Raw genomic sequence first — 14,681 nt, forward strand, 5'->3', positions numbered from 1 at the left:
CTATTCCTCCCCGTCCTTGGTCACATCTTTGAATACTCCCAGAGGGAAGTACGGGATCATTTCTTCAGTGATGCGGGTGTTTGCTGATACCGGATCCATTTTCCAGTTAGTAGGACATGCGGAGAGCATTTCTACGAAACCGAAGCCTGTACCGTTGATCTGCATTTCAAACGCTTTGCGGAGTGCTTTTTTTGCACGACGGATGTTCTTAACAGAGTCAAGAGACACGCGTTCGCAGTATGCAGTACCGCCGAGGCCACCGATGATTTCACTCATACGGATTGCCTGACCGTGTTCGTCAGCACAGCGACCGTCAGGGCAGGTGGTAGATTTCTGTCCTACGAGAGTTGTAGGAGCCATCTGTCCGCCAGTCATGCCGTATACGGTGTTGTTGACGAACACTACAGAGATTTTTTCACCGCGGTTTGCAGCGTGAACAATCTCAGCAAGACCGATGGAAGCGAGGTCGCCGTCACCCTGATAGGTGAAAACAAATTTATCTTTATGCGCACGCTTGAGGCCGGTTGCTACAGCTGGTGCACGACCATGCGGTGCTTCAACAGCGTCTACATCAAGGTAGTTGTAGATAAATACGGAACAGCCGATGGAGCCAACACAAAGTGTGTCGTCCACAAGTCCCATTTCGGTAAGCACTTCACCCACAAGGCGGTGTGCAACGCCGTGATGACAGCCCGGGCAGTAATGCGTAGGGCGGTCGATCATGATTTCAGGTGCGTCGAAAACGAGTTTTTCAGACATTCCCTAGTCCTCCAGATGCTTGATGATAGGTGCGATAAAGTCATCGGAACCAGGGAGGTCGCCTGGCATGTGACCGTGGAACTCGGAATCTGCAATACCACGTACGGAAAGGCGTACGTCGTCTACCATCTGGCCGCAGTTCTGTTCAATAGTAAGGAAGCGTTTGCCCTGCTTGGCAAGATCGCGAAGTACTTCAGACGGGAACGGGTACAGTGTAAGTGGACGTACCAGACCGACTTTTTTGCCTTCGGAACGCAGGCGGCGAACGGTAGATTTAACGATACGGCCAATGGAGCCGAACGCTACAACTACGAGGTCAGCATCGTCGCATTCGAAAACGTCTGCGCGTGCTTCAGCCTGCATTGCTTCATACTTGGACTGCAGGTTGCGGTTCTGCCCTGCAAGTGCACCGTCTTCGAGGAAGAGGGATTTGAGCAGACGCTTTTCGCGACCTTGAGCACCATCAATGCACCAGTCTTCTGCACCGTGGTTGTCAGCAGCTTTTGGCTCCCACGGAGTTACCGGTTCTTTCATCTGGCCGACAATAGCATCAGCAAGAACAAGAACAGGGTTGCGGTATTTAAATGCAAGATCGAATGCTTCGATCATCATATCGTATGCTTCCTGACAGGTGCCCGGTGCGAGTACGAGAGTACGGTAGTCACCGTGTCCGCCGCCTCGGGTAGACTGGAAGTAGTCACCCTGAGAGGAACCGATATCACCAAGACCCGGTCCACCGCGGTTTACGTTAACAATAACACCAGGAAGTTCAGAGCCTGCCATGTAGGAAATAGCTTCCTGCATGAGAGATACACCAGGGGAAGAGGAAGTAGTCATTGCGCGAACACCGCCGGCAGCAGCGCCGAGGAGCATGTTTGCAGCAGCAACTTCGGATTCAGCCTGAACAAATTCACCGTTGACGGTTGCCATTTTGGTGGAAAGGAATTCAGGAATATCGTTCTGTGGAGTAATAGGGTAGCCGAAGTAACAGGTACAACCAGCAGCAAGAGCACCACGGGAAATAGCTTCGTTACCTTTGATGAAAATTCGTTTGGTTTTGGACATGGGCTACTTCTCCTTTTTCTCTTCGCGGTAGACCTTGATAACAAGGTCAGGGCAAATAAGCGCACAGGAGGTACATCCTGTACAGTTTTCCATGTCTTCTGCTTTCACCTCTGCCACTTTGTACCCTTGCTGGTTAAAGCGGGAGGACTGGCAGATAATTTTTTTTGGGCAAACGGTAGAACAGAGCATGCAGCCCTTACACCGTTCTTCGCGGAATTCAACCCGTGCCATGTTTTCACCTCGACTTTATGAGTAAGATCAGTAAGTTGTCGTTTTCATGTGAAATGAGAAACGGTTTATTGATAGAGTAACGGCGACAAGTATGTCAAAAGTGAGTACGCATTACAATACCATTTATAATTATCTGAAACTGTTTAAATAATCAGCATAGAGTCGCCATAGCTGAATACTCGGAAGCCCTTTTCAATTGCTTCTGCATATCCTTCCAGAATGCGCTTTTTAGACGCAAATGCACTGATCATCATCAGTAGTGACGACTCTGGTAAGTGGAAGTTGGTAATCATGTGGTCAACCACATTAAATTTGTAGCCCGGATAGATGAAGATATCTGTCCAGCCCTTGAATGGCGCAATGCCTCCAGCTTCTTTAAAAGCACCTTCCAGTACGCGGGAAGAGGTTGTTCCTACTGCTATAACCGGACGACCTTCTGCTTTGGCTTTGGCTATTTTTTGTGCGGTTTCATCTGTCAGCTCGATGAACTCTTTATGCATTGTATGTTCGCGGATGTCGTCACAACGCACAGGGGAGAATGTTCCGTACCCAACATACAGCGTAACTTCTGCCCATTCGATTCCGCTTTGTGAAAGTTGTTCACGCATTTCTTCGGTAAAGTGCAGACCGGCAGTAGGTGCTGCCACAGAGCCGAGTTGGCTGTCATCTGCGTATACAGTCTGGTATCTGTCTTTATCCGCTGTTGTGTCTTCACGCTTGATGTATGGTGGCAACGGCAGGTGCCCTTGATTGAGGAAATGGTCGCGCAGCTCACCACGCCAGTGCATAGTTGCTTCGCAGCGTCCGAATTCGGCTGTTTCGGTTACTTCAATCCAAAGATCATTACCAAATTCAGCTTTGGTACCTACTTTTACGCGCTTGGACATGCGCATGAGCCCTTCGACTGTGGCGCTTTTCCATTCACCGCTTTCTATAGGCTCAATCAGCGGAAGCGGAGTGAGCATTAAAAACTCTACCTTACCACCGGAAGGGCGCTGACCGTACAGACGTGCCGGTAATACTTTGGAGTTGTTAACAACCAGCAGAGCGTTTTTCGGAAGAAAATCTGCAAGATCTGTAAACATGGCGGCGTGGTTTTCACCGCTTTCTCTATTAATAACAAACAGGCGGGAGCTTCCGCGTTTATCTGCAGGATGTTGAGCTACCTGATCTTCAGGCAGATCGTATGTATATGATGAGAGCCTGAAGTCTTCAGGAATTGTTTGTAAGTCTTTGTGAGTACAGTGACTGTCTCGTTCCATGATAATAATCCATTCATCTACTATTTAAGGATGGCGGTAAATTGCGGTTTGTCGTGCATTGCGCTATTTATATTGCCACGTAACATTATATATACATGATGTGCACTCAATGTGCCTACACCTGAACTTCATAAGACTCAATCATAAAGGAGCGGCCAATGCGAGCCCGATTACTTTTTTCTACCGTAGCTCTTTGCGTGATACTATCCGGTTGTACTCTCTCAAATGTTTCCGGCACATCACAGCCTCCAGGAAATCCTCAGGCTGCAGCTGAATCTAAATTCATGTATTACAATTTTCCTGATGTTCGTGTGCCTACTGAAATGAAAGCTGACGAATCTCAGATGTTTGTCCATGGTATGGGGCACAAGCAGACAGGTGTTCTTGTTTTTTCCGGTAATGTTGATTTTATGTCTCTTACAAGAGCAATGATCTCAACAATGCAGCAGGACGGTTGGGAACTGCGTTTCCAGTTTGCGTCACCGCGCACATTATTGCTCTTCACCAAGCCTACCCGCTTTGCTATTATTAACATTACGGACACAAACACGTTTAGAACAGATCTTGAAATCTGGGTGTCTCCACGTCCGGAACAGGACTCTATGATGCTGGAAAAACCGCTTCCGCTTATTGAGAAACCTCAGTCAGCTAGAAAAGCGCCAAAATCAACAGCATCTCAGGCTCCGGTATCCGATATGGCTACAGAAGAAGGATTGGATAGCTAGGTGAAGTCTCATATAGCGTTTACAGGCTTTCTCGGAAAGCGCCTGCACCTTGGTGTCAGCGGTTCTATTGCTGCATACAAGGGCCTCGATCTGCTGAGGATGTTTAAAGACAGCGGGGCTGATGTAGGAGTGACTCTTACAGATTCTGCACAGCAGTTTATCACTCCGTTGAGCTTTGAAGCGCTTGGCGCGTCGCCTGTTTTTTCTCAGATGTATCCGGTTGGTGATGATGTTTTCGGTCATCTTATGCCCGGAGAAGCTTGCCATGCCTTTGTGATTGCACCGGCATCAGCGACCACGATTGCGCGTCTTGCAAATGGTCTGGCAGACGATATGCTCTCCTGTCAGGCGCTGGCGTTTCCTGAAAAGCTGGTCATTGCACCGGCTATGAATCCTCGTATGTGGCACAATGCAGCTACACAGGAAAATATCCAAAAGCTATGTAATCGCGGACACGTTGTTGTTGAACCGGGGTGCGGACGTACTGCATGCCTTGAAGAAGGGCAAGGGCGTCTTGCTGCGGTTGAAGACATTTATCTGCACGGCCTTCGTGCATTAGCACCGCAGGATATGGCTGGTCAGACTGTTATGGTAACGCTCGGGCCTACCCGTGAAAAGTGGGACGGTGTCCGGTTCTGGTCAAACCCTTCATCCGGTACAATGGGAGCATCATTTGCGGTTGCAGCATGGCTGCGTGGGGCAAAAGTTCATGCCATTTGCGGACAGGGAACACCGTGGCTGCCTTCGGTAATTACACGCCATGATGTAACCAGCGCGGCAGATATGTATGAAGCAGCTGATTCTTTGTGGAATGCAATCGACATAGGTGTGTTCACAGCTGCTGTGGCTGATTACACTCCAGTTCCTTTTGGTGATTCCAAGTTTAAAAAGGGTGGAGATGACCTAACTGTTTCCTTTACACGGACTGTAGATATCCTTAAAACCCTTGGGACTGCTAAGCAGGATGGTCAGAAGGTCATCGGCTTTGCGGCAGAAACTGACAATCTTCACGATAATATGAAAAAGAAACTTGCTGCAAAAAATGCAGATATTATTGTGGGGAACAATGTTGCTAAAAGTGGTTCCGGTTTTGGTACTGCCACTAATGAAGTCTGCATTGTAGATAAAAACGGCAGACAGGAAGATTGGCCTTTGGCACCTAAACCGGAAGTTGCATGGAGAGTTTTTGATTGGCTTCTTCAACTGTAGTTCTTAGCGAACAGATTCGTCCTTGGCATAACGCCGGACTCCGCTTCCTTTTTGACGAGGATGGCTCCATTGCGCAGACCATGGCTGATGCACATGCTTCAGCAGCTGCGTCTCAGCCAGCCCAGTCTTCAGTTGCGCCTGTTCAACCGCAAGCACCACAGCAGTATCAGCAATCATCTCCTCAACAATCCCGTGAAGTAGCGCAGCAGCCTGCGCAAAGACACCCGCAACAGGCACAGCAGACACAACGTGCTCAGCGACTAGCACCGCAATCATCTGCGGTTCCGCCGCGTTCTATGCCGTCCCTTGTTATTCATCCCACAAATAAGCCGCCCGAAGAATGGCCTGAACAGTGGCAAGGCTACTGGAGTAAGGTACAGGTTCCGAGTCCTGTTGTATGGACATACTGGTCGTTGGGTGATGATCTTTCCGGTCATGCTGATCCTAAGCGGCGAGAAGTGCTCAAGAAGCTTATCAGTAGTATCAACCTTCCACGCGGAACAAGTTCGTTCTGGCCTGTGGCTGCAAGTGGGCAAGTTGCCGATGACTTAACGCCAGCACCGGAAATTTTTCTTGCTGGTCTGCGCAGACTACGTCCGCGTTACAGTGTTGTCTTCGGTTCAAAGGCATTAAAAAGCTTTATGCCGGATTCTACATTGCGTCCTTACTTGTTTACTCAATTTCTTGGACACCGACTTATTGCATTGCCGGATGTAGATTACCTTGTGAAATCTCCAAGCATGCTTGCTCCGGTAGTTGCGTATCTCAGAACTGCAATCAGGTTGCCGAGGTAACACCATAGAATATAGTGTGCACATGGTTGCCTGTTTGTGATCGACAACATCGGTTCAATAAATGTGTCACTTCGTTTTATAGACAGTATTGATAGACACCCTCTTTTCATATTTTGAGAAGAGGGTGTTTTTTTGTTTCACGTGAAGCTTTTTGAAATGTGAGTGAAAGAAGAAATTTCCATACTGGTATTATCTCCTAATCCGATTTAGACTAAGGTACTATTTAGTAATAATTCCTTGTTAGCTGCTAGTTTGGAGGTTGAAATGAGCCATTCGTGTTTTATAGCACTTATTAGCCTGTTTGCGGCGTTTTTTGTGTTTTTGCAAGCAAACACCCTACCTGCCGAAGAAAAAACGCTCGTAGAGACCTCAAAAAATGGCGAAAAATCTCAAGTTACAATTGTGCAGTTTTCAATCGAGGGAGGAATTGGCCCAGCTCAGGTTGAATTAACAGATAATGTGCTTCGACAGGCAGCAGATATCGGGGCACAATTTGTCGTGCTTGAATTGGATACTCCGGGTGGGCTTGTTGCATCTATGAGGGACATTGTAAAAACAATGCTCAATTCTTCCATTCCTGTGCTTGTCTGGGTTGGCCCCAGCGGTTCACGTGCAGCCAGTGCTGGAGTGTTTATTGTAGCAGCTTCTGCTTTTGCAGGAATGGCTCCTCAAACAACAATGGGGGCAGCGTCTCCTGTAGGAGCGGGGGGAGAAAACATTGACCCGACCATGAGTAAGAAAGTGGTGAATGATCTGGTAAGTTTGGTCAGAACAATTGCAGCGAGACATGACAGAAATTTAAACTGGTATGAAGATGCCGTTCGTAATAGCACAACAATAACCAGTGAACGGGCAGCAACAGCCCGTGTTGTAGAGGTGGTTGCTCCGAGTATTCAGGATTTTCTGATACAGGCCGGAAAGCATGGAATCAATGGAGTAGCTGGGAAAACATACTTTTCTCAGGAGCAGATTAATCTTATTCAATATACACCAACATTCCGGTATAGAGTGCTCTCGTGGCTCATTGACCCACAAGTTGCCTACTTGCTTGTACTGGCAGGTATAGCTTGTCTCTTCATAGAATTTACTCATGCAGGAGCAATGATACCCGGAATAATCGGTGCGCTTTCTCTTTTGCTTGGTCTGTATGCCATGTCTATTCTGCCTACAAATATCGCAGGGCTTCTTCTCATTTTATTCAGCATTGTGCTGTTTGCTCTTGAGATCAACATAACAAGTTACGGATTACTTTCGGTAGGAGGTGTGGCTGCACTGCTTATTGGTTCCCTCATTTTGTTTCCTGAAGAGGGTGGGCATATGGCGCTCCCTGTTTCTTTGGTTCTGGGAACCACAGGTTCGATTGCCCTTATTATGGGGGGAGCAACCTATCTTGCAGCAAAAGCGTTACGGAAAAAACCAGCAAGTGGTATTGAGGCTATGATTGGTTCACCTGCGGAAGTTTCTACATGGCAGGGAAAAAAGGGACGGATTTTTGCGTACGGGACTCTTTGGAATGCCGTTGTTGATCCAGAGAAACATCCGGATGGAATAGATTTGCCCAAAGGATCAAAAGTTATTGTGAAAGCAGTACACGATCTTACCGTGACTATTGATAAAGAATAAGTGGTAATGAAATAACTCACACAACTGATACAATTTTCAGGAGCGATTATGTATACGATTTCAGCAGTAGTTGGTGTAGTAGTCGTTTTTTTGGTGTTATCTATCCGTATTATGAATGAATATGAAAGGGCGGTAGTATTCCGGCTTGGACGTGTGCTTCATGCTAAAGGGCCAGGACTTATCATTCTCATTCCAGTTATTGACCGTATGATTCGAGTCTCCATGCGAGTCCTGACACTCGACGTTCCATCTCAGGACGTTATTACTCGTGATAACGTGTCAGTTAAGGTGAGCGCGGTTGTGTACTTTAAAGTTGTCGAGCCTACTAAGTCGATCATTGAAGTAGAAGACTTTTTGTTTGCCACATCACAGCTAGCGCAAACCACATTACGTAGTGTTTGTGGTGGAGCAGAGTTGGACGAGCTGCTCGCTCATCGTGAAAAAATGAATATGCAGATTCAGGATTTGCTGGATAAGCAGACGGCTCCGTGGGGGATTAAGGTAAACTCTGTTGAGTTGAAGCATATTGATTTACCACAGGAGATGCAGCGCGCTATGGCGAAGCAGGCTGAAGCAGAGCGTGAGCGTAGAGCGAAAGTAATTAATGCAGAAGGTGAATATCAGGCTGCGGCCAAGCTCTCAGAGGCTGCTGAAATTATATCTCGTCACCCTCAGGCGCTTCAGTTGCGTTACCTTCAGACTATGCAGGAAATGTCCGGTAACGCTGGCTCAACACTGATTCCAATACCACTGGACATAGTGACTCGACTCATGCCACAAAAAGGCGTTGAATCAACTGACGATACTTAATTCCGACCCAACGGAACGATAACCGGCGGCTCGGATTACATACACTTTCACTGCACCTTCAGGAGCTTTTGAATGCATATTCTTGTAACCGGAGCTGCCGGTTTTATCGGTTCTGCTCTGTCCCAGCGTTTTCTTTCTGCTGGTCATTCAGTAGTTGGTCTGGACAATATGAACGACTACTATAGCGTTCAGCTTAAGAAAGACCGCATTGCCCCTCTTATTGAAAATCCAAATTTCCGCCATGCAGATTTTGATATGGCAGACCGCAAGTCTATGCGTGAGATGTTTGCAGAAGAGCAGTTCACCCATGTTGTAAACCTTGCTGGTCAGGCTGGTGTTCGATACTCCATCGAAAATCCTGATTCTTACGTTGATGCCAACCTTGTTGGTTTTGGGAATATTCTTGAGGGCTGTCGTCATAACGGTGTTAAGCATCTTGTGTATGCTTCTTCCAGCTCTGTATACGGCTTAAATACGAATATGCCGTTCGACACTCATAAGGCAGTAAACCACCCGGTCAGCTTGTATGCGGCAAGTAAAAAAGCAAACGAACTTATGGCGCATACCTACAGTCACCTTTACGGTCTTCCTACAACCGGTCTGCGTTTCTTTACAGTGTACGGCCCTTGGGGGCGTCCTGATATGGCACTCTTCCTGTTTACTAAAGCAATACTTGAAGGAAAGCCGATCAACGTATTCAACCACGGTAAAATGAAGCGTGACTTCACATACATTGATGACATCGTAGAAGGTGTGGTGCGCGTAACAAATAAAACTCCTGAGCCAAATCCGGAGTGGGATAGCAATAATCCAGATCCGGCTTCAAGCACTGCTCCATACCGTGTGTATAATATCGGTAACAACAATTGCGTTGAGCTAGGTCGTTTCATTGAAGTACTTGAAGAAAAAATCGGTAAGAAAGCTATCAAGAATATGATGGAAATGCAGCCGGGTGACGTTGAAGCAACATATGCTAATGTTGATGATTTAATGAACGACGTTGGATTCAGACCGGATACTCCAATCGAAAAAGGCGTTGGTGCGTTTGTTGATTGGTATCGCGAATACTACAAAGTGTAGTTCAGCGTTTCACGTGAAACAAATGAAGGCTCTCAGTTGAGAGCCTTTTTTTGTGCATTCTTGTTTCCCATCTTTTATTTTGAATACACATAATACAAAGGCAAATGTATTTGGAGATTATAGAGGAGAGTTTATTAGAGTAAAGTTGTGTTGAATGTGAAATTGCAGGTGATGGTTTCACGTGAAACACAAAAAAAGTTCAAATACACTTTCTAATTAGTTTACCTTTGGTATTCGAGTATAACAGGAGAAATGATGTCTCTTTTGTTAGGCAATGTTCATTGCTTTGTGTTGACATAAACACATTATTTTCACTAGCAATGGAAAAGTTATTCTGGAAAATTTGATTTTTGAGAGGGTGGGACTGGATGTTTTTGTGACGTTTCACGTGAAACAAACTACATAATTTTCCTTCTTCAACTGTACAAGAGAGGTTCATGTGGCACGGATTATTGCTGTAGCTAACCAAAAAGGTGGGGTAGGCAAGACTACGTCATCTGTAAATTTGGCAGCATCATTGGCTGTAATGGAAAAGCGGGTTTTACTCGTTGACTGTGATCCGCAAGCAAATGCAACAAGTGGTATCGGCCTTGATGTAGAAAGCCTTTCCAGCAATTTATACCGCACTTTTTTTACACCCGAAAAAGCCCTGCACGCTATTTATCCCACACGTACCCCGTATCTTTCTGTGCTGCCTGCTTCTACTGACTTGGTAGCTGTTGAACTTGAACTTGTTGATAAGATGGGACGCGAATACTATTTGCAAGATGTGCTGAACAATGTGGCATCCCGATTCGACTACATTATTATAGATTGCCCGCCATCACTCGGGCTTATTACGTTGAATGCCCTTTGTGCAGCGCAGGAAGTTCTTATTCCGCTTCAGTGCGAATTTTATGCTTTGGAAGGAATTGTAAAATTATTGCAGACTTATGAGCAGGTAAAAAAACGTCTTAATACTAATCTGTCATTACTCGGTGTCGTGCTTACCATGTTCGATAAGCGAAACAAGCTTTCTTCACAGGTAAAAAATGAAGTAGAGCGTTGTTTCCCTGAGCATATTTTTGAGACGATTATTCCTCGTAATGTGCGGCTTTCCGAAGCACCTAGCTATGGAAAATCAATCATTCACTATGATATTAAATCAAAAGGCGCAGCAGCATATCTTGCACTTGCTAAAGAAATAGCAATGCGTAATGCCACTGCGCCTGTGAGATAGATTGTATACGTTGCAGCTATTCTGGATAGATACACTCCGGCTCACAAGATTCGCCGGTGTGTGTTGTAGCTTCAAAACAAATGTGATCTTTAAAATGCTTTTTACGAACAGTACCGCCGCATTTTTCACAATGGAAAACAAGCAGGCCGCTTAATGAAGCATTTGAAAGGTGAAAGATTCTAGGATTATCCTCTTCCCAGTTCTCGGTCTCTGCACCACATGCTTTGCATGTGACTTTAGGGTTGAACGGATATTTAAAGTCCCAGTAATCTTTAAACATGTTCCAGTCTTCAATAGGTTCTTGATGAATCTCAGAGTCGGTTTTGCCCTGAGCCTGATCAAGAATCTCTGATATTTTTTTGCCAGCTTTCGCCCAAATTTCAGGGCTGAGCAGTACGCCGTGTAGATTACCATCACGGTCGTATAGTGGCTTCACATGGGTTTCATATTCGGACATTCCAGCCTCCATAACGTGCCGATTGTTTATGGGTGTGAATATCCAAGAGTCATGTTCAAAAGACATATTGTCAAGGAGATAAATATGGCAGGCGCACAAAGAGGCCTTGGTCGTGGGTTGGATGCACTGTTTAAAAATACAGAAAATGTTGAAGAAAGCGAGAGCCCAAATACACTTCCGCTTCGACTTCTACAGGCAAATCCTAATCAGCCTCGTAAGCAGTTTGACGATGCAGCACTGGAAGATTTAGCTGCTTCCATTCGCGAAAAAGGTGTGCTTCAGCCGTTGCTTGTTCGGCCGACAGTGGTGAACGGACAAAGTGTGTATGAGATTGTTGCCGGTGAACGCCGCTTCAGAGCAAGCCAGCTTGCTGGTCTCCGTGAGGTTCCGGTAGTTATTCGCGAACTGGACGATATGGAAACTCTTGCCATCGCGTTGATTGAAAACTTGCAACGTGAGGATTTAACGCCGCTTGAAGAAGCAAAAGGGCTTCAGGAGTTGAAGGATCAATTCTCTCTTTCTCAGGAAGATCTGGCAAAGCAGGTGGGCAAAAGCCGTTCAGCCATTGCAAACACATTGCGTCTTCTTCAGCTTCCAGATATGGCACAGGACGCGTTATCAGCAGGAAGTATTACAGCAGGCCATGCCCGTGCGATTCTTTCTGTGGATGATGTTGCCCGAATCGATTTTCTTGGTATTATTGTCTCTCAAATGCTGACAGTTCGTGAGGCGGAAGCTATCGCTGCATCTTGGAAGGAGCACAAAAGTTTTACGGTTCCTGATGCGCCTAAAAAAGAAAGCATTAAGGTTCAGCAGTCAGCAGTGTTACGAGATTTTCAAACTCAGTTGAGTACTCTTTTTAGCAACAAAGTTACCATGAGCGGTACAGAAGAAAAAGGTAAGGTAACTTTGGCCTACAGTTCAGAAGAAGAGCTTCATGAGCTGTTAGGAAAGCTGGGTATAAAACAAGCTGGATAATTCGGAATCATATTAGGATAGATGGCAGACTGAGGTTAACTTGTCAGTGTCATTGTTCTGAGGATAACTATATATATGGTAAATAAAGATACACTCGCAGAGCGTGTTTATAGCTTTGCAGGCTCAAAAGTACTCATCATCGGGGATATTATGATTGATGAGTATCTGATGGGTAGTGCGGACAGAATTTCTCCAGAAGCTCCTGTTCCGGTTGTTCATGTGAGTAGCGACAGACACGTTCTCGGCGGTGCCGGAAACGTTGCGAAAAATGTTCGCACACTTGGTGGTGCCCCAAAAATTATTACAGTTTCCGGTGCTGGAATGGGCGCTGATTTATTGAATGCTCTCTTGGATTCTGAAGAAATCGAGCACGACATTCTGCAGATCGGTACCCGTAAAACTACTCGCAAAACTCGTATTCTTGCCAGCAATCAACAGATGATTCGTATCGATAGAGAAGATACGGCAACCATCCAAGGTGAAGAGCTTGATAAGCTCATGGAGAGAGTAGAAGATTGTATTGATGAATACGAGGTTGTTATCGTCTCTGATTACGGTAAGGGGCTTGTTAGCAAAGAGTTTATGGAACGTTTGAGCTTCCTGTGTGATGCTCAGGAGCGTCGTCCAAAGATTTTTGTTGATCCTAAGACCCGTAACTTTAAGCTGTATCAGAACGTATTTATCCTGACACCGAATGCAAAAGAAACAAGCGAAGGCGCAAATCTTCCTGTTGGTAGCAGAGAAGAGATTTTAGAAGCCGGTCGCGAGATCTTCCGCCTGCTTGGTTGCGATAAGTTGCTTACTACGCTTGGTCCGCTTGGTATGGCTCTTTTTGATGACGAAGACACGGTGTGGCATGTTCCAACAATGGCACAGGAAGTCTTCGATGTAACGGGAGCTGGTGATACGGTTATTGCCACAGCAGCACTAGCAGTTGCCTCCGGTTGTTCACTCGTGGATTCTTGTGTCCTTGCTAACTATGCAGCTGGTGTGGTTGTAGGGCATGTAGGTGCTGCATCGGTCACACCTGATCAGCTGGTAGAAACTATTCAAACACTGCCATTACCGCCTGTTGAAAAATGGACTTAGCTGGTAGTTACGTGTAAACATATTCCCGACAATAATTCAGGAATATGTTTTATAAAGTCTGCTACGCCTCTAAGATCAGTCGTGTAACAGTTAATAGTATAAATAAGCCTGGAGAATTCTCCGGGCTTTTTTTGGTACTGCGTAATGAATATGAGTAAGGTTCGATCAGTATGCGCTATTGTTTTATGTAGCTGTATGCTGCTTTGTGCAGGCTGCGCATCCATGAGTAAGCTAAAGAACTATAGTGCAAATGAGTTGTATAGGGGATATTTGGCCAAAGATAAGGTTATCCTCAAACTGGACGGAAAAATCGTTCATGTGGAAGGCACCATTACACGCATAGACCAAAGCAAGCTGAATGATGTTTTTATTGAATTGAATTCACGTGTGATAGTTGTTTTACAAAAAGATGAGATCGTAAAAATTTCAAAAATCGGATTAAAAGACGGGGACACCATCACTATAGTAGGCAATTTTGAGGGAGAAGGTATTCTTTCAAAGTGGCTTACAAATGCTGAAAACAGAGTTCTTGTTGTAGAAGATGCTCAGATCATCGATAAAGACTGCTGGTATGATCTCGAAAATTTTGAAAATCCGTTATTTTTTTAATGAGACTCTACTGCTGATAATTGGCTGGTTTTATTTAAGATTCAAGGCTGGATTGCATTTAAGATCTCATTTGTTGAGAAAAAAACTAAAAAACTTTCAAAAAGTTGTTGACGATAGAGGCGTGTTTGCATAGAACGTCTCTCGCTGCAACGGAGCAGCCCAAACAGGGCGCAACGGCAGCTGTTCATTTTCAAATTACGACGCAAAATAAAAAGACAACTTCTTCGAAAAAAAAGATGAAAAAAGAGGTTGACTCCCGAAGAGAGATAAGGCAAAACGCTTTTCGCACTTCGGAAGACAACTGGTCTTTTGTTGTCGCTTTGAAACTCTTTGACAATTAAATAGCGAATCGGATTGATTTAGAGATCAGCTAGCGTCATCTGCTACTTATGTAGTGGATGTCACAATACAGAATTATTAAACTGGAGAGTTTGATTCTGGCTCAGATTGAACGCTGGCGGCGTGCCTAACACATGCAAGTCGAACGCGAAAGTCTCTTCGGAGATGAGTAGAGTGGCGCACGGGTGAGTAACGCGTGGATTATCTACCTACTGGTACGGGACAACAGTTGGAAACGACTGCTAATACCGTATACGCTGGTAACGGGAAAGGGGGCCTCTTCTTGAAAGCTCTCGCCAGTAGATGAGTCCGCGTTTCATTAGCTAGACGGTGGGGTAACGGCCTACCGTGGCAACGATGAATAGCAGGCCTGAGAGGGTGGCCTGCCACACTGGGACTGGAACACGGCCCAGACTCCTACGGGAGGCAGCA

The 14,681-nt window shown here is 45.7% G+C and carries 15 protein-coding genes and 1 rRNA gene; 11 read left to right on the forward strand and 5 right to left on the reverse strand.

Annotation, left to right across the window (positions count from 1 at the left end; genetic code table 11):
* The 4 genes from SP90_RS09015 to queA all read right to left on the reverse strand — a co-directional run bounded on the left by SP90_RS09015 (position 1) and on the right by queA (position 3,317).
* On the reverse strand, positions 1–759 hold the full coding sequence (locus SP90_RS09015) for a thiamine pyrophosphate-dependent enzyme (protein ID WP_066854759.1): 759 nt from the start codon (positions 757–759) through the stop codon (positions 1–3).
* Between the two features lie 3 nt (positions 760–762).
* On the reverse strand, positions 763–1,824 hold the full coding sequence (locus SP90_RS09020) for a 3-methyl-2-oxobutanoate dehydrogenase subunit VorB (protein ID WP_066854762.1): 1,062 nt from the start codon (positions 1,822–1,824) through the stop codon (positions 763–765).
* A 3-nt stretch (positions 1,825–1,827) separates the two neighbouring features.
* Positions 1,828–2,055, reverse strand: a complete 228-nt coding sequence (locus SP90_RS09025; RefSeq protein ID WP_020001130.1) for a 4Fe-4S dicluster domain-containing protein — start codon at positions 2,053–2,055, stop codon at positions 1,828–1,830.
* 143 nt (positions 2,056–2,198) lie between these two features.
* Positions 2,199–3,317: a tRNA preQ1(34) S-adenosylmethionine ribosyltransferase-isomerase QueA gene (queA, locus tag SP90_RS09030; RefSeq protein ID WP_066854765.1), complete on the reverse strand. Its 1,119-nt coding sequence runs from the start codon at positions 3,315–3,317 to the stop codon at positions 2,199–2,201.
* Positions 3,318–3,475: 158 nt separating this feature from the next.
* On the opposite strand from queA, the gene SP90_RS09035 reads away from it, so the two are divergent.
* From SP90_RS09035 to SP90_RS09065, 7 genes are all read left to right on the forward strand, one after another.
* On the forward strand, positions 3,476–4,042 hold the full coding sequence (locus tag SP90_RS09035; RefSeq protein ID WP_066854768.1) for a hypothetical protein: 567 nt from the start codon (positions 3,476–3,478) through the stop codon (positions 4,040–4,042).
* The gene (coaBC, locus tag SP90_RS09040) at positions 4,043–5,251 is read left to right on the forward strand and encodes a bifunctional phosphopantothenoylcysteine decarboxylase/phosphopantothenate--cysteine ligase CoaBC (RefSeq protein WP_066854771.1); all 1,209 of its coding nucleotides are present in this window, start codon (positions 4,043–4,045) and stop codon (positions 5,249–5,251) included.
* Positions 5,233–6,045: a hypothetical protein gene (locus SP90_RS09045; RefSeq protein ID WP_066854773.1), complete on the forward strand. Its 813-nt coding sequence runs from the start codon at positions 5,233–5,235 to the stop codon at positions 6,043–6,045. The genes coaBC and SP90_RS09045 overlap by 19 nt, the downstream gene beginning before the upstream one ends.
* Before the next feature lie 264 nt (positions 6,046–6,309).
* A complete protein-coding gene (locus SP90_RS09050; protein ID WP_066854775.1) occupies positions 6,310–7,668 on the forward strand; it encodes an NfeD family protein in 1,359 nt (452 codons plus the stop codon).
* Between the two features lie 48 nt (positions 7,669–7,716).
* The gene (locus SP90_RS09055; protein ID WP_066854776.1) at positions 7,717–8,478 is read left to right on the forward strand and encodes a slipin family protein; all 762 of its coding nucleotides are present in this window, start codon (positions 7,717–7,719) and stop codon (positions 8,476–8,478) included.
* Positions 8,479–8,550: 72 nt separating this feature from the next.
* A complete protein-coding gene (locus tag SP90_RS09060; RefSeq protein WP_066854778.1) occupies positions 8,551–9,558 on the forward strand; it encodes an NAD-dependent epimerase in 1,008 nt (335 codons plus the stop codon).
* Between the two features lie 439 nt (positions 9,559–9,997).
* The gene (locus SP90_RS09065; protein ID WP_066854780.1) at positions 9,998–10,777 is read left to right on the forward strand and encodes a ParA family protein; all 780 of its coding nucleotides are present in this window, start codon (positions 9,998–10,000) and stop codon (positions 10,775–10,777) included.
* 16 nt (positions 10,778–10,793) lie between these two features.
* Here SP90_RS09065 and SP90_RS09070 read toward each other — a convergent pair whose 3' ends face one another.
* Positions 10,794–11,234 (reverse strand): hypothetical protein, encoded by a 441-nt coding sequence (locus SP90_RS09070; RefSeq protein ID WP_066854782.1) that lies wholly within the window; start codon positions 11,232–11,234, stop codon positions 10,794–10,796.
* An 84-nt stretch (positions 11,235–11,318) separates the two neighbouring features.
* Between SP90_RS09070 and SP90_RS09075 the strand changes: the two genes are divergently transcribed.
* The 4 genes from SP90_RS09075 to SP90_RS09095 all read left to right on the forward strand — a co-directional run.
* On the forward strand, positions 11,319–12,212 hold the full coding sequence (locus tag SP90_RS09075; protein ID WP_066854786.1) for a ParB/RepB/Spo0J family partition protein: 894 nt from the start codon (positions 11,319–11,321) through the stop codon (positions 12,210–12,212).
* A 75-nt stretch (positions 12,213–12,287) separates the two neighbouring features.
* A complete protein-coding gene (locus SP90_RS09080) occupies positions 12,288–13,301 on the forward strand; it encodes a bifunctional heptose 7-phosphate kinase/heptose 1-phosphate adenyltransferase (RefSeq protein ID WP_066854791.1) in 1,014 nt (337 codons plus the stop codon).
* A gap of 270 nt (positions 13,302–13,571) precedes the next feature.
* Positions 13,572–13,910, forward strand: coding sequence for a hypothetical protein (locus tag SP90_RS09085; protein WP_066854794.1), 339 nt, complete (start codon positions 13,572–13,574; stop codon positions 13,908–13,910).
* Positions 13,911–14,329: 419 nt separating this feature from the next.
* Positions 14,330–14,681, forward strand: a 16S ribosomal RNA gene (locus SP90_RS09095); the annotation flags it as partial.

Origin of the sequence: Halodesulfovibrio spirochaetisodalis (assembly GCF_001672295.1) — a bacterium.
Taxonomy (GTDB): Bacteria; Desulfobacterota; Desulfovibrionia; order Desulfovibrionales; family Desulfovibrionaceae; genus Halodesulfovibrio; species Halodesulfovibrio spirochaetisodalis.